This window comes from Rhizobium sp. SEMIA 4085, from assembly GCF_013004495.1.
Taxonomy (GTDB): domain Bacteria; phylum Pseudomonadota; class Alphaproteobacteria; order Rhizobiales; family Rhizobiaceae; genus Rhizobium; species Rhizobium gallicum.
Genome location: NZ_JABEPH010000070.1, coordinates 1 through 19,734, shown reverse-complemented (window position 1 = coordinate 19,734; position 19,734 = coordinate 1). Strand labels below are relative to the sequence as shown.

General features: G+C 59.1%; 22 protein-coding genes and 2 pseudogenes. 15 read left to right on the top strand and 9 right to left on the bottom strand.

All coding sequences use genetic code 11. The features are described 5' to 3' along the window. The 4 genes from C9413_RS10010 to C9413_RS09995 all read left to right on the top strand — a co-directional run. Window positions 1-703: LysR family transcriptional regulator VtlR (locus tag C9413_RS10010; RefSeq protein WP_170250418.1), on the top strand; the 703-nt coding region annotated here is incomplete at its 5' end. Window positions 704-1,248: 545 nt separating this feature from the next. Continuing rightward, window positions 1,249-1,542, top strand: coding sequence for a metalloregulator ArsR/SmtB family transcription factor (locus C9413_RS10005; protein ID WP_039845453.1), 294 nt, complete (start codon window positions 1,249-1,251; stop codon window positions 1,540-1,542). A 110-nt stretch (window positions 1,543-1,652) separates the two neighbouring features. Beyond that, window positions 1,653-2,777 carry an alkene reductase gene (locus C9413_RS10000; RefSeq protein WP_170250417.1) on the top strand — a complete coding sequence of 375 codons (1,125 nt, stop codon included), beginning with the start codon at window positions 1,653-1,655 and terminating at the stop codon, window positions 2,775-2,777. A gap of 73 nt (window positions 2,778-2,850) precedes the next feature. Then, entirely contained in the window at window positions 2,851-3,654 is an 804-nt protein-coding gene (locus C9413_RS09995) for an aminoglycoside phosphotransferase family protein (RefSeq protein WP_039845455.1), read from the top strand. A gap of 127 nt (window positions 3,655-3,781) precedes the next feature. On the opposite strand, the gene C9413_RS09990 is transcribed toward C9413_RS09995, so the two are convergent. Beyond that, window positions 3,782-4,066: a DUF2188 domain-containing protein gene (locus tag C9413_RS09990; RefSeq protein WP_022714246.1), complete on the bottom strand. Its 285-nt coding sequence runs from the start codon at window positions 4,064-4,066 to the stop codon at window positions 3,782-3,784. 618 nt (window positions 4,067-4,684) lie between these two features. After that, on the bottom strand, window positions 4,685-5,887 hold the full coding sequence (locus C9413_RS09985) for a pyridoxal phosphate-dependent aminotransferase (RefSeq protein WP_039845456.1): 1,203 nt from the start codon (window positions 5,885-5,887) through the stop codon (window positions 4,685-4,687). Window positions 5,888-6,239: 352 nt separating this feature from the next. Between C9413_RS09985 and C9413_RS09980 the strand changes: the two genes are divergently transcribed. The 3 genes and pseudogenes from C9413_RS09980 to C9413_RS09970 all read left to right on the top strand — a co-directional run bounded on the left by C9413_RS09980 (window position 6,240) and on the right by C9413_RS09970 (window position 8,187). Next, the gene (locus C9413_RS09980; RefSeq protein ID WP_039845457.1) at window positions 6,240-6,614 is read left to right on the top strand and encodes a hypothetical protein; all 375 of its coding nucleotides are present in this window, start codon (window positions 6,240-6,242) and stop codon (window positions 6,612-6,614) included. Between the two features lie 2 nt (window positions 6,615-6,616). Then, window positions 6,617-6,898, top strand: a pseudogene (locus C9413_RS09975) (class GN sortase); the annotation flags it as partial. A 140-nt stretch (window positions 6,899-7,038) separates the two neighbouring features. Continuing rightward, window positions 7,039-8,187, top strand: a complete 1,149-nt coding sequence (locus C9413_RS09970; RefSeq protein WP_039845458.1) for a PQQ-dependent sugar dehydrogenase — start codon at window positions 7,039-7,041, stop codon at window positions 8,185-8,187. On the opposite strand, the pseudogene C9413_RS09965 reads toward C9413_RS09970, so the two are convergent. Beyond that, a pseudogene (locus tag C9413_RS09965) lies at window positions 8,184-8,576 on the bottom strand (DUF3052 domain-containing protein). The gene C9413_RS09970 and the pseudogene C9413_RS09965 overlap by 4 nt on opposite strands. Before the next feature lie 137 nt (window positions 8,577-8,713). Here C9413_RS09965 and C9413_RS09960 point away from each other — a divergent pair. The 3 genes from C9413_RS09960 (at window position 8,714) to C9413_RS09950 (ending at window position 10,863) form a co-directional block, all read left to right on the top strand. Beyond that, window positions 8,714-9,604 carry a DMT family transporter gene (locus C9413_RS09960; RefSeq protein ID WP_170250416.1) on the top strand — a complete coding sequence of 297 codons (891 nt, stop codon included), beginning with the start codon at window positions 8,714-8,716 and terminating at the stop codon, window positions 9,602-9,604. 483 nt (window positions 9,605-10,087) lie between these two features. Next, window positions 10,088-10,303 (top strand): cold-shock protein, encoded by a 216-nt coding sequence (locus C9413_RS09955; protein ID WP_007534130.1) that lies wholly within the window; start codon window positions 10,088-10,090, stop codon window positions 10,301-10,303. A gap of 146 nt (window positions 10,304-10,449) precedes the next feature. Next, window positions 10,450-10,863, top strand: a complete 414-nt coding sequence (locus tag C9413_RS09950) for a BA14K family protein (RefSeq protein WP_039846847.1) — start codon at window positions 10,450-10,452, stop codon at window positions 10,861-10,863. Between the two features lie 70 nt (window positions 10,864-10,933). On the opposite strand, the gene C9413_RS09945 is transcribed toward C9413_RS09950, so the two are convergent. Then, window positions 10,934-11,578, bottom strand: coding sequence for an MBL fold metallo-hydrolase (locus tag C9413_RS09945; RefSeq protein ID WP_039845460.1), 645 nt, complete (start codon window positions 11,576-11,578; stop codon window positions 10,934-10,936). 276 nt (window positions 11,579-11,854) lie between these two features. On the opposite strand from C9413_RS09945, the gene C9413_RS09940 reads away from it, so the two are divergent. Beyond that, the gene (locus tag C9413_RS09940; RefSeq protein ID WP_039845461.1) at window positions 11,855-12,472 is read left to right on the top strand and encodes a DUF1236 domain-containing protein; all 618 of its coding nucleotides are present in this window, start codon (window positions 11,855-11,857) and stop codon (window positions 12,470-12,472) included. Window positions 12,473-12,798: 326 nt separating this feature from the next. Here the strand turns inward: C9413_RS09940 and C9413_RS09935 are convergent, their stop codons facing one another. After that, window positions 12,799-13,692 (bottom strand): branched-chain amino acid aminotransferase, encoded by an 894-nt coding sequence (locus C9413_RS09935; RefSeq protein ID WP_039845462.1) that lies wholly within the window; start codon window positions 13,690-13,692, stop codon window positions 12,799-12,801. A gap of 295 nt (window positions 13,693-13,987) precedes the next feature. Here C9413_RS09935 and C9413_RS09930 point away from each other — a divergent pair, with 295 nt between their 5' ends. The 4 genes from C9413_RS09930 to C9413_RS09915 are packed head-to-tail and all read left to right on the top strand — an operon-like array spanning window position 13,988 to window position 17,124. Beyond that, window positions 13,988-14,431, top strand: a complete 444-nt coding sequence (locus tag C9413_RS09930) for a MarR family transcriptional regulator (RefSeq protein WP_052451553.1) — start codon at window positions 13,988-13,990, stop codon at window positions 14,429-14,431. Continuing rightward, entirely contained in the window at window positions 14,432-15,130 is a 699-nt protein-coding gene (locus C9413_RS09925) for a response regulator transcription factor (RefSeq protein ID WP_022714235.1), read from the top strand. Window positions 15,131-15,158: 28 nt separating this feature from the next. Continuing rightward, a complete protein-coding gene (locus C9413_RS09920; protein ID WP_039845464.1) occupies window positions 15,159-16,535 on the top strand; it encodes an ATP-binding protein in 1,377 nt (458 codons plus the stop codon). 7 nt (window positions 16,536-16,542) lie between these two features. Then, window positions 16,543-17,124, top strand: a complete 582-nt coding sequence (locus C9413_RS09915) for a DUF1349 domain-containing protein (RefSeq protein WP_039845465.1) — start codon at window positions 16,543-16,545, stop codon at window positions 17,122-17,124. Between the two features lie 169 nt (window positions 17,125-17,293). Here C9413_RS09915 and C9413_RS09910 read toward each other — a convergent pair whose 3' ends face one another. The 4 genes from C9413_RS09910 to C9413_RS09895 all read right to left on the bottom strand — a co-directional run bounded on the left by C9413_RS09910 (window position 17,294) and on the right by C9413_RS09895 (window position 19,622). Further along, complete coding sequence (locus C9413_RS09910; protein WP_039845466.1) at window positions 17,294-17,635, bottom strand: tRNA-binding protein; 342 nt, start codon at window positions 17,633-17,635, stop codon at window positions 17,294-17,296. A gap of 9 nt (window positions 17,636-17,644) precedes the next feature. Continuing rightward, window positions 17,645-18,463 (bottom strand): pyrroline-5-carboxylate reductase, encoded by an 819-nt coding sequence (gene proC, locus C9413_RS09905; RefSeq protein WP_039845467.1) that lies wholly within the window; start codon window positions 18,461-18,463, stop codon window positions 17,645-17,647. A 1-nt stretch (window position 18,464) separates the two neighbouring features. Beyond that, window positions 18,465-18,965: a YbjN domain-containing protein gene (locus C9413_RS09900; RefSeq protein WP_022714229.1), complete on the bottom strand. Its 501-nt coding sequence runs from the start codon at window positions 18,963-18,965 to the stop codon at window positions 18,465-18,467. 396 nt (window positions 18,966-19,361) lie between these two features. Then, window positions 19,362-19,622, bottom strand: a complete 261-nt coding sequence (locus tag C9413_RS09895; protein ID WP_022714228.1) for an accessory factor UbiK family protein — start codon at window positions 19,620-19,622, stop codon at window positions 19,362-19,364. Window positions 19,623-19,734 lie beyond the last annotated feature (112 nt).

The following is a 19,734-nucleotide window of genomic DNA, read 5'->3' as shown; positions in this document are numbered from 1 at the left end:
GCTCTATCGCACCGCCCATGATGTGCTGCTGAAGCTCGAAACGGTGAAGATGCAGCTGACGGAAACGACCGAAACGCCCAGCGGCAAGTTGCGGGTGACCACCACCGTCGGCCTCGGCCAGGGCTGGCTGACGGACAAGATCCAGGAGTTCATGCAGCTCTATCCGGACGTTCAGATCCAGCTCATTCTCGACAACGAGGAACTGGACGTGAACATGCGTCACGCAGATTGCGCCATCCGCCTGCGCCAACCGCAGCAGTCGGATCTCATTCAGCGCAAGCTCTTCACCGTGCATATGCACGTCTATGCCGCCCCCTCCTATATTAACCGCTATGGCGAGCCTCAGTCGGTCGAGGATCTGGACAATCACCGCATCATCACCTTCGGTGAGCCCGCCCCCAGCTATCTGCTGGACGTAAACTGGCTGGAGATCGCCGGCCGCTCTTCGGACAACAAGCGGATTCCGCATCTGCAGATCAACAGCCAGACCTCGATCAAGCGCGCCTGCCTGCTTGGCATCGGCGTCGCCTGCATGCCGGATTACATCGTCGGACGCGATCCGGGTCTCATCCAGTTAGCGATCAACGCCGACGTGCCCTCGTTCGACACCTATTTCTGCTATCCGGACGAAATCAAGAATGCCGCAAAGCTGAAGGCATTCCGCGATTTTATCGTCAGCAAGGCGAGAAACTGGAACTTCTGATTCCCGTTTTTGTTCACTCAAACGCAGACCATGCAACCAACGCATGACTGGCATGCACAAAAGAGGGTTGCCGTTTGCTCAATTAAACACCATATCGCACTCAGCTGATGCACATGGTGGCTTTTCCTCCCAGTTCCACCGCATTAGCTGTTCCCCTCTGGAGGTTTTTGACCTTCACACCTTAAAGGGCCCCGAACTTTCGGCGGCCCTCTTTTTTTGCCCAGAATCGCTGCATTGCAACATAATTTGTGCAGCGCATGGCAGGCATGCATAATAATGCATTGAAAGCTGCCCAAGAAAGCACCATATCGCACCTAGCTGATGCACTTCGGTGGCTTCTCTCCCAGTGCCACCGCATTAGCTGTTCCCCTCTGGAGGTTTTTTGACCTTCACACCTTAAGGGCCCCGAGCTTTCGGCGGCCCTTTTTTTTGCTTAAAATTTAGGCGCCCTTCAAAGCCGAACAGCTCACGCCCTCGTGATTTGCATATCGAAAAGCGACGATCCATATATCGAAAGAATTCGATTTATAGTTCGGCACAAGACGATGGATAGAGATGAAATCCTGAAAGCGCTTTCCCATCCGATGCGGGTGGAAATCCTCAATTGGCTGAAAGATCCGAAGGAGCACTTCTCCTCCCAGGAGCACCCGTTGGAAATGGGTGTCTGTGCCAGCCAGTTCGAGCGCTGCGGCCTTTCACAATCGACCGTATCCGCTCATCTAGCAACATTGAGCCGCGCCGGCCTCGTCACGACCAGGCGCGTTGGCCAATGGATTTTCTACAAGCGCAACGAAGAAACGATCGCTGCCTTCCTCAAGCAACTCAGCCAGGATCTGTGACAGCCGGATCGACCTCGTCGCCACCGCACTTGCCTATCTCTCCGCCGGGTCGAGTTTGCCCACAGTGGCGGAGTGATCCTCCCGCCCCGCCAGAACAGGAAAGGACTTCCATGAACAAGCTTCTCGAGCCCGCGCAGATTGGCGACATTGCCGTCAGGAACCGCATCGTCATGGCACCGCTGACCCGCAACCGCTCGCCCGGTGCGATCCCGAACGATTTGAACGTCGAATATTATCGCCAGCGCGCCACAGCCGGCCTCATCATCACCGAGGCAACGGCCATCACACACCAGGGCCAAGGTTACGCCGACGTTCCCGGCCTCTACAAGAAGGAAGCCCTCGATGGCTGGAAGCGCGTGACGGATGCCGTGCATGCAGGCGGTGGCAAGATCGTCGTGCAGATGTGGCATGTCGGTCGCATCTCGCACACCACGCTGCAGCCGAACGGCGGCAAACCTGTCTCCTCAACCAATAAAGTCGCGACGGCGAAGACCTATCTGGTCAACGCCGATGGCACCGGCAGCTTCGCGGAAACCTCCGAGCCGCGTGCGCTCGAGACATCTGAAATTCCCGGCATCATCGAGGATTATCGCAAGGCAGCGCGCGCTGCGATCGACGCAGGCTTCGATGGCGTCGAAATCCACGGCGCAAACGGCTACCTGCTCGACCAATTCCTGCGCGATGGTATCAACGACCGTACCGACCAGTATGGCGGTTCGATCGAACATCGCGCTCGCTTCACCTTCGAGGTGGCAGATGCCGTGACACGCGAAATCGGTGCCGGCCGCACGGCGATCCGTATTTCGCCGGTCACACCCTCGGGCGAAAGCTATGATTCGAATCCGCAGGCGCTTTTCACCTACGTCGTCGAAGGCCTCGCCAGATATGAGCTCGCCTATGTCCACGTTATCGAGGGCCAGACGGGCGGCGAGCGCGACTATACGCAGGGGACAAATCCGCCCTTCGACTACAAGAACCTGCGCCAGACTTATGAAAAGGCGGGCGGCCATGCAAACTGGATGGTCAACAACGGTTACGACCGTCAGATGGCAATCGATGCCGTCGAAAGCGGCCGCGCCGATCTGGTCGCCTTCGGCAAGCCCTTCATCGCCAATCCGGACCTGGTCGAACGCCTGCAGAAGAACCTGCCGCTGAACACGCCGGACCAGGCCACCTTCTATGGCGGCGGGGCAAGGGGTTATATCGACTATCCACTGCTCGAAAAGGGCGCCTGACCTTCAGACGTACCGGACGAGATCCCGCCTTGCGCGGGATTTCTTTTTCAACTCCCGCCGTTAGAATGCGGCCATGTTCGAATCCCATCTCGACCGCTGGTCGCTTGCGCCGGACGGTGAACCGATCATCACCCATTCCAGTCACCTCCTGCCCGTCCTTTGGAACGGCAAACCGGCAATGCTCAAGAAGTCTCGTGACGAGGCCGAAAGGGCCGGCGGTGCGTTGATGCACTGGTGGGACGGCGGCGGTGCCGCCCAGGTTTATGCTCATGACGACGAAGCTGTTCTGCTCGAACGGGCGACGGGCGGCCGCTCACTGCTGAAGATGGCGATGCATGGCGAAGACGATGAGGCAAGCCGGATCATCTGCCGCACCGTCGAAAGACTTCACGCACCGCGGCAAAAGCCCCCGCCCAGCCTCATTCCGCTGCGCTGCTGGTTCCGGGAACTGGCGCCTGCAGCGAGAGCCTATGGCGGCATCCTTCCCGAATGCAGTGCTATCGCCGAGACGCTGCTTTGCGACCCGCGCGATCCGGTCGTGTTGCACGGCGACATTCACCACAGCAATATTCTTGATTTCGAAGAAGACGGGTGGCTAGCGATCGACCCGAAAGGCCTGATCGGCGAACGCGGCTTCGACTATGCCAACACTTTCGCCAATGAAGACCTTCCGGCCATCAGCGTGCCGGGGCGCCTCCAGCGCCAGCTCCGGATCGTTTGTGCCGAAACCGGCATGGAGTCCAAACGCCTACTGCAATGGATTGCCGCCTATTCCGGCCTGTCAGCGGCTTGGTTCCTCGGCGATAATATGAATACGTCGGCAGAGAGCCCGCTTGCCGTCGCGCGCATCGCTCTGGCGGAGTTGCGGCAAGCCTAGCGGCCTCCTTCAATAAAGGTCAGGGGATGTTTTCTTCATGCGGCAGATCGTGCCACGCGCAAGAGCCTGCGCTTGAGCGCCGCGGAAAAGCGGCTTCATCAACATGGTCGTCGAACGAGCGCTCGGCTCAGGCACGCGGAGAGACATCGGCGGAACCGCCACCCTTCCATTTGGTGTCGACGACTTCCGTCTCCGGCCGGTCGCCGCCTTCGGCATATTCCTCATGCCATTTGCCTTTCTCATCCTGCCAGCTGATCTCGGCGGAATCGCCGCCGACCTGCTGTTCGGCCGCGACGATGCGGGCTGCCTCCAGCGCTTCGGCATGCGACGGGAATGCTTCGGAATAGACTTCTCCCAGCCGGTAGGCCCAGCCGCCGTCATGGGGAACGACCTCGTAAACCACCTTGATCATGCACCTCTCCTCTTTTCTCGTTACCCGATCTGTCGACAATCAGCCGAAGGTCGCCGGACTGCATCCGGTACCATCGCGCGCGGCAAGGCGAGAATTACGAGGCACGCCGCGATTGCTTCCGGCTGACCAATATCGGCAGTATTCCATTAAATGCACAAGACTGCAAATTCGCCCCGCAGTCGCGCTGCCTGATGGGAAAGATCATCGGCTGTCGAAGAACGGAATCAGAATTTCAGGCCCGGCGGATAACCTGCCAGAGCCTGGTCGAGCGTCACAAGCTGCAGTGGCGAGCGAAAGGCGGCCGAAGGACCGCCTCTGGCAGGGGATCATCGAAGTCGTCGGATGAACATCTCCCCTCGTCATGCCCCTTATAGCTTCGGCCGGATCAAGGCTCACCCCCGCGCCGCTTATGCGCAATAACATCGAAGACCGGACGGTTTCGCGTTACGACAATCGTGTTCCCTTCCTCGACCTCACGGGCAAGCTCAGTCTGGCCGTCTCGCGAGCGGATCGAGGTTTTCATACATCAAATGCACGCGCAGCCACACCGTCAACGATCGAATGAAAAGGGAAAAGCCCGCCATCGCTGACGGGCCTTTCTTCAATTCTGCCAACTGCTTACTTGCAGGCGGCGCAGAAGCGCTGGATGCGCTTGCAGGCTTCCTCGAGCAGAGCTTCCGAGGTCGCATAGGAAATGCGGAAGTTCGGGCCGAGGCCGAAGGCCGAGCCGTGCACGACGGCGACGCCTTCACTTTCAAGCAGTTCAGAAACGAAATCTTCGTCGGTCTCGATTGCCTTGCCCGAAGGCGCGGTTTTGCCGATCAGGCCGGCGCAGGACGGGTAGACGTAGAAGGCGCCCTCCGGCGACGGGCAGGTGATGCCTTTGGCCTGGTTCAGCATAGAAACCACCAGATCGCGGCGGCCTTCGAAGATCTTCTTGTTCGCCGGGATGAAATCCTGCGTCCCGTTCAGCGCCTCGACGGCGGCCCACTGGGCAATCGACGTCGCACCCGAGGTCTGCTGGCCCTGGACCATGTCCATCGCCTTGATGAGTTCAAGCGGTCCGGCCGCATAGCCGATACGCCAGCCGGTCATCGCATAGGCCTTGGAGACGCCGTTCATCGTCAGCGTGCGGTCGTAGAGCTTCGGCTCGACTTCGACCGGCGTGACGAACTTGAAGTCGCCATAGGTCAGGTGCTCGTACATGTCGTCGGTCAGCACCCAGACATGCGGATGCTTGAGCAGCACGTCGGTCAGAGCCTTGAGTTCGGCATGCGTATAGGCGGCACCTGACGGGTTCGACGGCGAATTGAAGACGAACCACTTGGTCTTCGGCGTGATCGCCTTGTCGAGATCCGCTGCCTGGAGCTTGAAGTTGTTTTCCTGCGTGGTCGAGACGATTGCAGGTGTGCCGCCGCAAAGCGCCACCATCTCCGGGTAGGACACCCAGTAGGGAGCCGGAATGACGACTTCATCGCCCGGATTCAGCGTCGCCATGAAGGCGTTGAACAGGATCTGCTTGCCGCCGGTGCCGACGATCGTCTGCTCCCAGGAATATTCCAGGCCGTTCTCGCGCTTGAACTTTGCGGCGATCGCCTTGCGCAGTTCGGGGATGCCGGAAACCGGCGTGTACTTCGTCTCGCCGCGATTGATCGCGTCGATGGCGGCTCTCTTGATATTGTCCGGCGTATCGAAGTCCGGCTCGCCGGCGCCGAGGCCGATCACATCGCGCCCCTTTGCTTTCAGCTCACGCGCTTTCTGGGAGACGGCGATGGTGGCTGAAGGCTTCACACGGGAAAGAGCATCGGCAAGAAAGGCCATGATATCGGTCCTATACGGTTGAAACGGGCAGAAGGCCGGGACCGGAGTTCTGCGGTTAGCTCTATGTCCAATGTGCGGCGGCATTTCAAGCGCAAAGGCGTGATGGTGCCAATGATTCTTATTGATCAATTACCGGGCGCGGCGGCCGAACTATGAATCACTTTGCGAAGAACGTGAATCATTCTCTGAACGAGATGCGGATTTCATCCCTGGAATCAAAAACTTCGCCGGATTCGGACTTTGCCATGATTATGCCGCAACAAATGACACGGCATGCCGCAATTCGGTCGCGAGCCTGCCGGGATCTATGCCTCATCTATAGCGCTCCGCAATTGGTTGTTGAGGTATGCCAATGTTTCTGGAGGACGAGCGAGCAGCAGCGCGGCTTCGCGCCCGCCGGGTTTCGCTTTCTTTTCTAATTGCAGCAGGCGTTGTCGCCGCTTCGACGATGACGGCATTCGGGGTCATTTCGACAGCTCGGGCCGAAGGGATGCCGCAGTTGCAGAAGATCGAGCAAACAACCGGCTCCGTTGCCGCGCCCGTGCCGGCAGCAACTGAAGCGGCCGCTCGGCCTTCGGCTTCGGCGAAGCCGCCGCGGATAACGACACGCGCCGAGGGGCAGATCAGGCGCGGGCTGACCATGCTGCTTTTCGCCTTGACCGCTGCGGGCGCACTTGCAGTATGGCGCCGCCGTATCAAGCACCTAATGACCACGAGGACCCGGTAATGATGTCAAGTCCCCGCGACGGAAACCGGCATCAGGATGCGTACGGGTTCGAACCGCTTCCCTCCTACCTCGAACTGGCCATGGCGACCGCGGCGGCCACAGCCCATGACGGGCCGAAGCAGCGTGAGAAAGGCCTGCTTTTCTCGCGCTTGTCTGCGGTCGAGCGGATGATTGCGCTCGGCATCGCCGGGCTTGCGCTTTATGGCGTCGCGCTGATGAGCGACGGCTTCTACATCAAGGGTAAGGCTGCCGTCGCGCAGATCCTGCTGCAGCGCGCCTTCGCGGGACCCGAGCTGGTGGACACGACGCCGACCGCCTCCATTCAACCTCAAAACACAAAGCCGTTATCCGCGCCGCAATAAGGTTGAAGCGCCCTGCCCTCCGCTCCACGTTGCAAGCGGATGAAAGCGACTGGAAACGCCACATGACTATCCCCAAAACATTCGCCGCTTCGCTGCTTTTCGGCGCGTCGGTCCTCGCACCCGGGTTTGCCGCGGCGGCAGACAGGGTCGAGACCGAAAAAGTCGCGGTCAGCGTCGAAACCCTGGCGGAAGGGCTGGAGCATCCCTGGGCTGTGGAAGTGCTGCCTGACGGCGGCTATCTGGTGACCGAACGGCCTGGGCGGATGCGGATCGTCAGGGACGGCACGCTTTCAGATCCGATCGGAGGCGTGCCGGACGTTCGCGCCCGTGGCCAGGGCGGCTTGATGGACGTGGCACTTGCGCCGGATTTTGCGACGAGCCGTACGATCTATTTCACGGCATCGACCGCCAATCGAAGAGGCTCGGGAACTGAAGCCTTCAGCGCCACGCTTGCCACCGACGGCAGCAAACTCGAGAACGTGAAGACGATCTTCACGATGAAGCAGTTCACCGGCGGCAGTATCCAATACGGATCGCGCATTGCCATCGCGGGCGACGGTAGTCTCTTTATCAGCATTGGCGACCGCGGCGACAGAATTCGCTCGCAGGACTGGAAGGATGATGCAGGCTCGATCGTGCATATTAATGCCGATGGCAGCATCCCTGCGGACAACCCGTTCAAGGACAGCGGAAAGGCGCTTCCGGAAATTTGGTCGAAAGGCCATCGCAACCCGCAGGGCATCACCTTCGACCTTGCCGACGGCAAACTCTACACCGTCGAGCACGGCGCGCGCGGCGGCGACGAAATCAATGTCATTGAACCCGGCAAGAACTACGGCTGGCCGATCATCAGCTATGGACGCAATTACTCCGGCTCAAAGATCGGTGAAGGCACGGCCAAGAAAGGACTGGAACAGCCGCTGCATTATTGGGATCCGTCGATCGCGCCGGGCGCGCTCGCGATCTATCGCGGCAGAATGTTTCCAGAGTGGGACGGCGACTTCCTTGTCGCAGCACTCAAATTTCAACTGCTCTCCCGCATGCAACGCGATAAAAACGGTACCTTCGTTGCAGGGGAGCAGATTTTCGAGGGTGATTACGGCCGCCTGCGGGATGTTGTCGTCGCACCGGACGGTGCGCTCTTGATAGTCACGGATGAGGCCGATGGCGCACTGCTGCGTGTCTCGCGCTCCGACCGCCAAAACGGTTAGACACTGCGCAGTTCATTGCCGATCACGAATTTCAGGCCGGACCAGACGGCATCGACCGAACAGAACCCGACGTCCACGAGACCGCGCGGAAACAGGATTTCCGCAGCAAATCCTCATATCGTCGGCAGGCGCGCTGCCTTCTTCGGGCAGGATATCCAGAGTATGCCGTCAGGCTTCAAGGCCTTCAAACGGTGACCCGCCATGCCTTCCAGGGCAACTCGCTTGGCTTCGAAGACATGTATGTAGTCAAAACATGTGCCGTCTACGGGCAGCGCATCATCAACGCGCGAGAAGCCGGCAAAGCCGCGGATCTCGCCGATGGCGTCGGGCACGGCGATCAGCAAGGCCGCCTGCCCGTCCGTCAGGTCGAGCTTTTTGGCAAGCGAAATTCCGGAGTAACCGGGCGGTCATTCTTCCGGCCATGCACGCAATCTCGGCACTCGTAAGGAGCCTTCTTCGCCCTTGCCCAAACGAAATGCAACTGGTAACCGTCCGCGATACAGCCTGCCCCACATCGAGGACTGATATGACGCGCCTCCAGGCGAACCTGCTTCTATTGCTGGCTGCCGCCATCTGGGGCGGCGGCTTCGTCGCGCAGTCGACGGCCATGAAGGCAATCGGTCCGTTCTGGTTCATAGGATTGCGTTTTGCAGTCGCGACCGTCGCCGTCCTGCCTTTCCTGTTCCTTGAAGTGCGCAAGGCAAGTGTCCAGACGACGCGCCGCCATCTGGGGCGTTATATCTTGATCGGCCTTGCCCTTTTCGGCGGCGCTTCGACGCAACAGATCGGGCTTCAGACGACGACCGTGACGAACTCCAGCTTCATCACCGGGCTCTATGTTGTCTTCGTGCCGCTGATCGCAGTCGCCTTCCTGCGCCGACCGCCGCACTGGATCATATGGCCGGCTGCCATCATGGCCGTCTCCGGTATCTACATGCTGTCCGGCGGGCATCTTTCCGCGTTGACCACGGGCGACGGCCTGACAGTCGTCTGTGCCGCATTCTGGGCGATCCAGATCACGCTCGCCGGCACGACGGTCTCCGAGACGGGAAGGCCGCTTACGCTGTCGGCATCCCAATTCGCCGTGACGGCGGGCGCCGCGCTCTTCGTGGCCGCAATTGTCGAGCCTATCAGCATGGAAGCGATCTTGGGCGCGGCACCGGAGATCCTCTATGTCGGCGTCTTCTCTTCGGGCGTCGCTTTCGTGCTGCAGGTGATCGGCCAGCGCTATACCACGCCGTCGCAAGCCGCCATCTTCCTCTCCTCCGAAGCGCTGTTCGGCTCGGCACTCGGCGCACTGCTGCTTGGAGAGACGATGCCGCCGCTCGGCTATGCGGGCTGTGCGCTGATGTTTATCGCTATGCTTGTGGTCGAATTGGTACCGGAAGTCGGAAAAAGACGCGCCCAGCCCGCTTGAGGTATGGCTTTTTCCGGGTTGGACGGCAATTCTGGAAAAAATTTAGCGCGCCGTCCAAGACGCGCTATCATTGCATTTTTGGGAAAAACTGCGCTCAACTTATATTGCAAGCAATACAAAACCTTAATCATACGTGGACTGCGAGCGAAATTTTGCGTTTTGACGCCAATAGGGATCGCCGACCTGAATGTGCTTTCGATAACACGTTAAAAAACTTTTGCTTGCCAATTCCCCTTAATCGCAGCAATCTCACGGCGTTCGGGCATTTTGCGAGCATGGGAAGTCCTTAAGTATGTGCGCGCCGGAAACGCTAATATTCCGGTCAGCCGGTCTCGCCAAGATGGGGAATAATCCCGTCATGAGACAGGCCGAGGTAGAGGGGACCTTTTTCTCGAATTTCAAGAATTGCCTGCCAACGCCCCGCAAGGGACATAGTTGATGCTGCCCGTGTGGATGGCGGGCAGAGAGAAAGGGACCTGACGCATGGCCGAGACTGGCACTGTAAAATTCTTCAATACCGACAAAGGCTTTGGATTCATCAAGCCGGACAAGGGTGGCGCCGACATCTTTGTTCACATTTCCGCCGTTCAGGCTTCCGGCCTTGCCGGGCTGACGGAAAATCAAAAGGTCAGCTTCGACACGGAGCCGGATCGTCGCGGCAAGGGCCCCAAGGCCGTCAATCTGCAGATTGCGGGCTGAGTCCTCTCCAAGGCCGTCGAATTCGAGTTGAGGCCCGGCAGCGATGCCGGGTTTTGTCATTCAGCGTCCGTTCAGATAGCCGCCACTATGTTGTCATCATCACGGTGCAGGAACCGCTCACGGGGTTCCAAGAACAGGATATAATCATGAACAGGCTCGCCAAGACATTTCTTCTGACCGCTACTGCCGCAGCCCTCACCCTTTCTGTAATTGGCGAAGCATCCGCCCGTGACCGCTGGCATCGCCATCACAATGGCGACGCAGCGCTTGTCGGCGGCGCCGTCGGTCTTGCAACCGGCCTGATCGTCGGCTCGGCCATCGCCAATCAGCCACGCTATTATGAAGAGCCGCGCTATATCGATCCGCCCTATGAGCCGGAATATGAAGCCGTGCCGGTTTACCGCGCACCGCCGCGTTACTACGCCCCTGTCCGGGCTGATATCGAGCCCTGGACGCCGCAGTGGGAGCGCTACTGCTCCTACCGCTACCGCAGCTTCGATCCGAGAAGCGGCACCTTCGTCGGCAACGACGGCCGCGAGCACTTTTGCACCGCAGGCTGATCCGCGGACCAATTTTAAACGCAAAGCGCCGCTTAACGGGCGGCGCTTTTGTTTTGATCGTCTGTCGAGATCAGATACCCCTGAGGAACGGGTTGCCGCGTCGCTCGTCGCCGATGCGGCTCCCAGGGCCATGGCCGCAGATGAAGCCGACTTCATCTCCGAGAGGCAGGACCTTGTCGCGGATCGAACCCAGCAGCTGCTGGTGATTGCCACCCGGCAGATCGGTTCGGCCGATCGAGCCGTTGAAGAGCACGTCGCCGAGATGGGCGAAGTTCTGGGCGCGATTGAAATAGATGACATGGCCGGGCGCGTGGCCGGGTGTGTGATAGACTTCAAACTCGTGGCTACCGAAGGAAATCCTGTCGCCATCCTTCAGCCAGCGGTCCGGCACGACGTTTTGAAGACCGGGAATGCCGTATTGCTGCGCCTGCATCTCGATCCGTTCCAGCAATGGCCGATCGTCCTCGTGCGGACCGACGATTTCAACGCCGAGCGCTTCCTTCAGTTCTTTCGCGCCACCCGCGTGGTCGAGATGCCCGTGCGTCAGCCAGATCTCTTTGATGGTCAGACTGTTCTCTTTAAGCGCTTTCAGTATGACCGGCACATCGCCGCCCGGATCGACGACCACGCCCTCCTTCGTGTCCGGATCGAAGAGAACCGTGCAGTTCTGCTGGAAGGGTGTCACTGGAATGATGCCGGCCTGGAGCATGCCCATGATATGCCTCGCTTGTCTCTGCCTGCTTCCGATATAGCCGGAAAGGTCATCAAAGCCAGCCGCTTTTTGGTGGGCATCGCCCTTGCCTCACGCCTTCAAGACGCATCGTAACAACAGTTCATCGCTTCTGAAATGTCCAGGCCCTGTCGAGCTTTATCATTAGATTTCAATTCGTTGCGATTTTCCGATGAATCCAGATTTCAGCCCGCGCGGCCAAGCGGCGGAACTAGACGGTGAACGAAGCGTTTCATTCCAGCTAAAGCAAGGAGAAAAAGAATGACCTTCACGAGAAATCTTTTCCTGGCAGGTGCCGTGCTCGCCGCGAGCGCTGGCTTTGCCAATGCGGAAATGAGCGCGACGGCCATCAACGACCTCAACGTGCGTTCCGGGCCTGGCCCGCAATATCCCTCGGTCGGCGTCGCAACGCGCGGCTCTGCGGCCATCTTGGATGGCTGCATCCAGGGCAGCCGCTGGTGCCGCGTCGATGTTAACGGCATGCGCGGCTGGGTCTATGCTGAATACCTGCAGGTCGAGCACCAAGGCAACGCGATGATCGTGGAAGAGAACGAGGCCGTTCTTGGCGTCCCGTCTGTGACTTATGAGTCGACCGCAACCGTCGTGCCCGCCGATCCGCAGCCCGCGCCCGGCGATGAACTGCTTGGCCCCGTCGGCTCCGTGGAAGCGATAACGCCACCGGAGACGGTCCGCACCTATATCGAAACCACGCCGACGCAGACGGTTCAGCTGGGCGGCGATGTCGTCGTGGGTGCCGAGGTTCCGGATACCGTGACCTTCCAGGAGATTCCCGACTACCAGTACCGCTATGTGCGTATCAATGACCGGCCCGTGCTCGTCGATCCCGGCACCCGCCGCATCGTCTATGTCTATCAATAGGGGTGCAGTGTGAGGCGGTCGTTGGACCGCCTCATCCGTTAGAGTTTCCAGCAGCTTTCTCCCGCACCGAACCTCGCGGGTCGCTTTTGGCGCTCCTTTTCCTTCTTCGACATGATAAAATCGCACACGTCGCAGGAGCGGCGTGGGGCGGCGATCCGCATTGATCGCCCCGGGAGGAAACCACCGAAGAGCGCTTCCGGTCATCACGCAACTGAGTGACGGTGCATCGGCGGGCGCATCCGCGACCGTTGTCGGAATGATGAATGGTGCGGGCGCGGTGAACCAAAGTACGGTGCGCGGAAGGCGCGACTTGCACGATGGAGACGTTACTCGGCCGCGATAGACGCCCCCGGATAAACTTCCTTCATGTAGTCGTTCATCAGCGTCTCGGAGATCGTCGCCGGCGTGAATTTATAAGGTCCGATCTCGGAGACCGGCGTCACTTCCGCAGCAGAGCCCGTCAAGAAGCATTCGCTGAAGCCCGAAAGCTCTTCTGGCTGGATTGCCCGCTCGACGACCGGATAGCCGCGGCGCTTGGCGAGTTCGATCACCGTCTGGCGCGTAATGCCGTTAAGGAAGCAGTCGGGAAGCGGCGTATGGATGACGTCATCCTTGACGAAGAAGATGTTGGCGCCCGTCGCTTCGGCGACCTGGCCGCGGTAATCGAGCATCATCGCATCCGCATAGCCCTTGGCCTCCGCTGCATGCTTGGAGATGGTGCAGATCATGTAGAGGCCGGCGGCCTTCGACGAAGACGGTGCCGTCTTCGGATCGGGGCGGCGATATTCGGCGATATCGAGGCGGATGCCCTTGAGCTTTTCGGCGGGATTGAAGTAGCTGCCCCACTGCCAGATGGCGATCGCGACATTGATGCGGTTCGACTGCGCCGAAATCCCCATCATTTCGCTACCGCGCCAGGCGATCGGGCGCACATAGGCCTCGGAAAAACCTTGGCGCTTCAGCAGTTCGATAGTTGCCCTATCGAGTTCCTCGACCGAGTAAGGCACCTTGAATCCAAGGATTTCAGCGGAGTTGTGAAGACGCTGGTTATGCTCCGTCAGCTTGAAAACGCGGCCGCCATAGGCGCGCTCGCCTTCGAAGACTGCGCTGGCATAATGCAGACCATGCGTCAGCACGTGAACCTTCGCGTCCTTCCACGGCACGAATTCGCCGTTGAACCAGATTTCGCCATCCAGCTGGTCGAAGGGAACTGAAGCCATTCTCTTATCCTCCGGCGCCCGCACGCCATGCCTGTTGATTGTTGCCCATATTACGTTTTATCCACTACGCAGTGGGGAAAATATGCGTTGTATGGGGAGGAAAGACGGGCCGGTTTCGAACGAGCGTCCCGCCTCCGCAAAGTCTGGGGAAGCTAACAGCGGCGTAAAATTGTGTCAACAAAGCTGACATATCTTTGCTAAAGTTTCCCGGGGCCTGCAGAATGAGAAAGGAAATGACGTGGCGGCACGACAGACCAGCTCGAAAGTAGCCAAAGCCGAACCATTGGCCGCACCGATGGAAAACACCGGCACCATCGATTTCGAGATCATCGAGCTCTTCTTTTTCGCCTATCGCGATTTCGTCTCTGATCCGGATGCGATCCTCGAAAAGAGCGGGTTCGGCCGGGCCCATCATCGGGTAGTGCATTTCGTTAACCGTGAACCGGGCATGACCGTTGCCGATCTTTTGGATACATTGAAAATTACCAAACAGAGCCTCGCTCGAGTGCTCAAACAACTGATCGATTCGGGGTATATTCGTCAGGTTGCTGGGCCTGAAGATCGGCGCCAGCGTAAGCTTTATCCGACCAAGACCGGGCGCGAACTCGCGCTCGCTCTGGCGGAGCCGCAATCGCGCCGCATTGAGAGAGCATTCGACGGTGCCGCTCCGGACGTGCGCGAAAGCGTGAAGGCATTTCTGAGGGGTATGAGGGACAGGCAAACAACGAAAGCGGATTGAATGGCGGGGAAAACAATCATTTCTGATGACGCGGCGCATCTTCTGGTGGTCGATGACGACACCCGAATCCGCGCTCTTTTGAACCGTTACCTGACGGAGAACGGCTTCCGGGTGACCGTGGCTGCCGATGGTGCCGAGGCGCAACGCAAGCTCGCCGGGCTCGACTTCGATCTCATCATCATGGATGTGATGATGCCGGGCGAATCCGGCATCGACGTGACGCGCGGCCTGCGCGCCATTAAGAACGTGCCGATCATCATGCTCACAGCGCTTGCGGAATCCGACAATCGCATTGCGGGCCTTGAAGCCGGCGCCGACGATTATCTCTCGAAGCCTTTCGATCCGCGCGAACTGGTGCTGCGCGTCAATAATATCCTGCGCCGCAACGCCTCGGACGCGCCGAAGATCGAGCAGATCATGTTCGGCCCATACACTTTCTCGCTCACCCGAAAGGAATTGAAGAAGGCGACGGAAGTGATCCGCCTCACAGACCGCGAGCAGGAAATCATGCTGCTTTTTGCCAAGCGCGCCGGCGACACTATTCCGCGGCACGAGCTCATCGGCAACGACGTCGACGTCGGGGAGCGCACGATCGACGTGCAGATCAATCGCCTCCGTCGCAAGATAGAGGACGACCCTGCAAATCCTGTCTGGCTCCAGACGGTTCGTGGTATAGGATACAGGCTGAGCATCGATTGATGGCCTCAACGTCAGGATCGCGACAGTGATGGTAACTTTCGACTCCCTGCGCCGCGAAGAACGATCGCCAGCCTCCGGATGGAAAGGATTCGGCCGTTGGCTGCGCCGCCACCTGCCGACCGGCCTCTACGTCCGTTCGCTGCTGATCATCATCATTCCCATGGTGCTGCTGCAGTCCGTCGTCGCCGCGGTCTTCATGGAGCGTCATTGGCAGATGGTGACGCAACGCCTGTCGATGGCCGTCACCCGCGATATTGCGGCAATCATCCAAATCATCGAAACCTATCCGCAGGATACGGACTATAGGGAGGCCACGCGCATCGCCCGCGAGCAGTTGAACCTGCAGATTTCGATCGAGCCTGACGGAGATCTGCCGCCGCCGCGCGAAAAGCCGTTCTTCTCCATCCTCGACGGCATTTTGAGCGATGAGATCAGCGACCAGATCAAACGACCCTTCTGGATCGACACGGTGGGAGACTCGAGCCTCGTCGAAATCCGTATAAAGCTCGACGACAAGATTCTGCGCGTTTTGACCAAGCGCAACCAGACCTATGCGTCGAACACGCACATTTTCATCGTCTGGATGGTCGGCGCTTCTCTCGTGCTCATCGGCGTGTCGATCCTCTTTCTGCGCGGTCAGATTCGGCCGATCCTGACGCTCGCGCAAGCCGCCGAAAGCTTCGGAAAGGGACACAAACACGATGACTTCTATCCGCGCGGCGCCGACGAGGTCAGGCGCGCGGGTCTTGCCTTTATCCTGATGCGCGAACGCATCGAACGGCAGATCGAACAGCGAACCGCAATGCTGACCGGCGTCAGTCACGACCTACGCACGGTGCTCACGCGCTTCAAGCTGCAGCTTGCCCTCGCCGGCAATAGCCCGGAACTGCAAGGACTGAATGAGGACGTCAACGACATGCAGTCGATGCTCGAAGCCTACATGGCCTTTGCGCGCAGCGAGATCGAGGAAGATGTCGGAGAACTAAAGCTTACCGAACTGCTCGGAAAGATCGCAACGGATTTCGCTCTGCACGAAAAGCAACTCACCTATTCGATCGAAGGCGAAGACAAGATCTCAGTCCGGCCGAACGCATTTACGCGCCTGGTGACCAACCTCGCATCCAACGCCCGCCGCTATGCGAATACGCTGAACATCGAAGCGAAGCACGGCGCAAAATGGCTGACGCTGAATTTCGACGACGATGGCCCCGGCATTCCCGAAAAGAACCGCGAGGATGTCTTCAAGCCCTTCTTCCGTCTGGACGAAGCACGCAATTTGGACGATTCCGGCACCGGGCTCGGCCTTGCGATCGCGCGCGATATCGCCCGCAGCCATGGCGGCAATGTCACGCTCGGCGACAGCCCGCTCGGCGGTCTCCGCGCCACCATCCGCATCCCCGCGTGAGTTCCAGATGGCAATCGACCGGAAAGAAATGACCTGGCTCAATCCTCCGCCCTTGGCGGAGCTTCACGAGGGTGCATTGCATGTCCGATCGGGCGACAAGACGGACTTCTGGCAAGGTACCTATTACGGGTTCCACCGTGATGACGGCCATTTTCTCTATCAACGGCGCAAGGGCGACTTCACGGCGGAAGTGACATTTTCCGGACGCTATCAAGAGCTGTACGACCAGGCCGGCCTGATGGTCCGAGCAGGTTCAGCGTACTGGATGAAATGCGGAATCGAATATACCGACGGCGCAAAGCACTTCAGCACCGTCGTGACCAATGGCAATTCCGACTGGTCAGCCTTTCGCATCGAGCACGAATTCGCGCTGCTCTCCCTTCGCGTGACCCGCAACAAGGACGCAATTTTCATTCAGTACCGGACCGACCGGATCAGCGAATGGCGCATGGCGCGCCTCGCCTGGTTCGATCCGTCGATTGAGGAGGTTATGGTCGGCCCGGCATTCTGCTCGCCGCAGCGCTCTGGCTTCGAAGCCATCTTTCATGAGTTCACGCTGACTGATCCGGTCTCGCGCGACATTCACTGATCACAAAAGCTCGATACTTTTTAACATTCTAGAGAACTGGGATTTTCAGGGGCGACTGAGATCGCCCTTTCGGGTTCTCGGGAGACGGATTTAACTGCCTTCGATGGCCGTGTTCCGGCGCTAGATTGCATAGATAACATCTGGCACGCCAAATGAACCGAAGCTCGGATTACATCAGCTTCCTGCCGTTCGGCACCGGCTTGTCGGTTGCAGCAAGAACGATCGCACCCGCTTCGTCTTCGAAGCCGAGCGTCAGCACTTCCGACCGGAACGGTCCGATCTGGCGCGGCGGGAAGTTCACCACCCCGAGAACCTGGCGGCCGACGAGGTTTTCCAGCGTGTAGTGAATAGTGATCTGCGCCGAGGATTTCTTGACGCCGATTTCCGGGCCGAAATCGATCAGCAGCTTGACGGCCGGCTTGCGGGCTTCCGGAAAGGGCTGCGCCTCAATGATCGTGCCAGCACGAATGTCCACACGCTCGAAATCGGCGTAGGTGATGTCTTCAGCCATCGCGCATCCTCAACCGGCAAGCTCTTCGGCACGCGCGCGCGCAGCCGCAAGAGCCTCGTCAAACAGCGGCTGCATGCCCTCTTCTGCCATAAGCACTGAAAGGGCCGCGGCCGTCGTGCCGCCCGGCGACGTTACGTTCTGGCGAAGCTTCGAGGCGTCGTCGGGGGACTGGTGTAGGAGTTCACCAGCCCCCGCGACAGTTTCCCGTGCAAGGCGCATGGCAAGGTCCGCCGGCAGGCCAAGTTTACGGCCTGCTTCTGCCATACACTCGACGAGATAGAACACATAGGCCGGGCCGCTGCCTGACAATGCCGTCACGGCATCGATATCCGATTCGGCCGAAACCCACTCGACAGGACCCGAAACGCGAAGAAGCGAATGAACGCGATCGCGCTGCCCGGCGCTCACGCGCGGATTGGCGAAGGCGCCGGTGACACCGCGGCCGATCATGGCGGGTGTATTTGGCATGGCGCGGACCATGGCGGCTTTGCCGAGATGCTTTTCGAGGAAAGCCAGCGTCTTGCCGGCAGCCACCGAAACGACCACCGTCTTGGATCCGACGGCGCTTTTCATTGGTGGCAGGACTGTTTCCATGACCTGCGGCTTCACTGCGAGGAAGATGACATCCGCTTTCAGGCCGGCGGGAACGGTTGGGGCATGCGTCGCGCCCGCATCGCCGATCACCTTCATCATCGCGGGCGACGGACCCGGATCGACCACGACAACGGAGGATCCCGGAACTCCGCTCTTCAGCCAGCCGGAAAGCATCGCACCACCCATATTGCCGGCGCCGACGAGAACGACTGTATCGGAAGACGATGGTGACATTTTACGCTTCGCCGACCGTTTCGAAAAGGACTGCTTCCATGGCCTTGGCAGCATCCAGGCCGGACCAGATGACGAACTGGAACGCCTGATAATAAGCTTCGCAGGTATCGAGCGCGCTGGAAAGCAAAACTTCCACCTGACGATTCGTTGGCTCAGCACCGCCCGCCAGAAGCAGCGACTGCCGGAAGATGATCACGTCTTCCTGCCGCCACAGATCGAAATGACCCATCAGAACCTGCCCGTTGATCGCCGCCAAAAGCTTGGTGACCTCGTTGACGCGAGCTTCTGGAACCTTGATGTCGAACGCGCAGCCGAGATGCAGCGCCTCGAATTCCTCCATCCAGGAGAAGGAAACGTGGTAATCGGCCCACTTCCCCTCGACCGTCATTGCGATCTCGTCCTCGCCCGACCGCTCAAACGACCAGTCGTTATTGGCGGCGACGTACTCGATCATATCGACCGGGTTCGACTGACGCTCGAATTCCAATTCCATAAGGCTCATGCAGCACCTTCTTGACCGGAATGAATGCGACTGAACTTGGGTTTACGAACACAAGAAAAGACACACGCAAATACCGGAACCACCACTTGGATGTTCGTTGAACCGCTGCCAGACCTAACGCAGTGAACCTGCCCGGAGCTTACCAATGTCCGCTTCGAATCATCATTTAAAATCAGTGTATAACGCCCCCGGTGACAAGCCAGCCCCTCTCCGGTCATTTCCGGAAAGGCAACTGTGGACAGCCGTTCGGAATTTGATTTCAGAAGGAGGTTGTAAACGACTCTGCGTATTGGCTTTTTTGGCAGTGTCCACAGGTGGAAAACGACACCTGATTTTTTTGTCGATGAGGCGGCGTGCCGCTTAAGCGCCACACCGTGCCCTGTGCTTGAATGGGACTTACTTCGTTTTTGCAGCTAGCTTTGCTTCGAGCGCGGCGACTCGGGCAAGCAGCGCTTCGTTCTCGTCGCGCGCCTTGATCGCCATTTCGCGGACGGCCTCGAATTCCTCGCGCTTGACCACATCCATGGTGTTCAGCCAGCGTTCGGCTTGAGCGTTGAAGGCAGTCTCGATTTCCTTGCGCACACCCTGGGCAGCGCCCGCAGCATCCGTCATCAGCTTGGCGAATTCGTCCATGATGCGGTTTGTTCCACTGGTCATGGCGGTTTTTCTCCTTCCCACCACATGATTTTGTTGGGGCTGAGCCCCAAGGAAAGGGGTAAGGGCCGGCTCTTTTACACATCTGACGCGGCCGACGGGGGCGGCGGGGGAG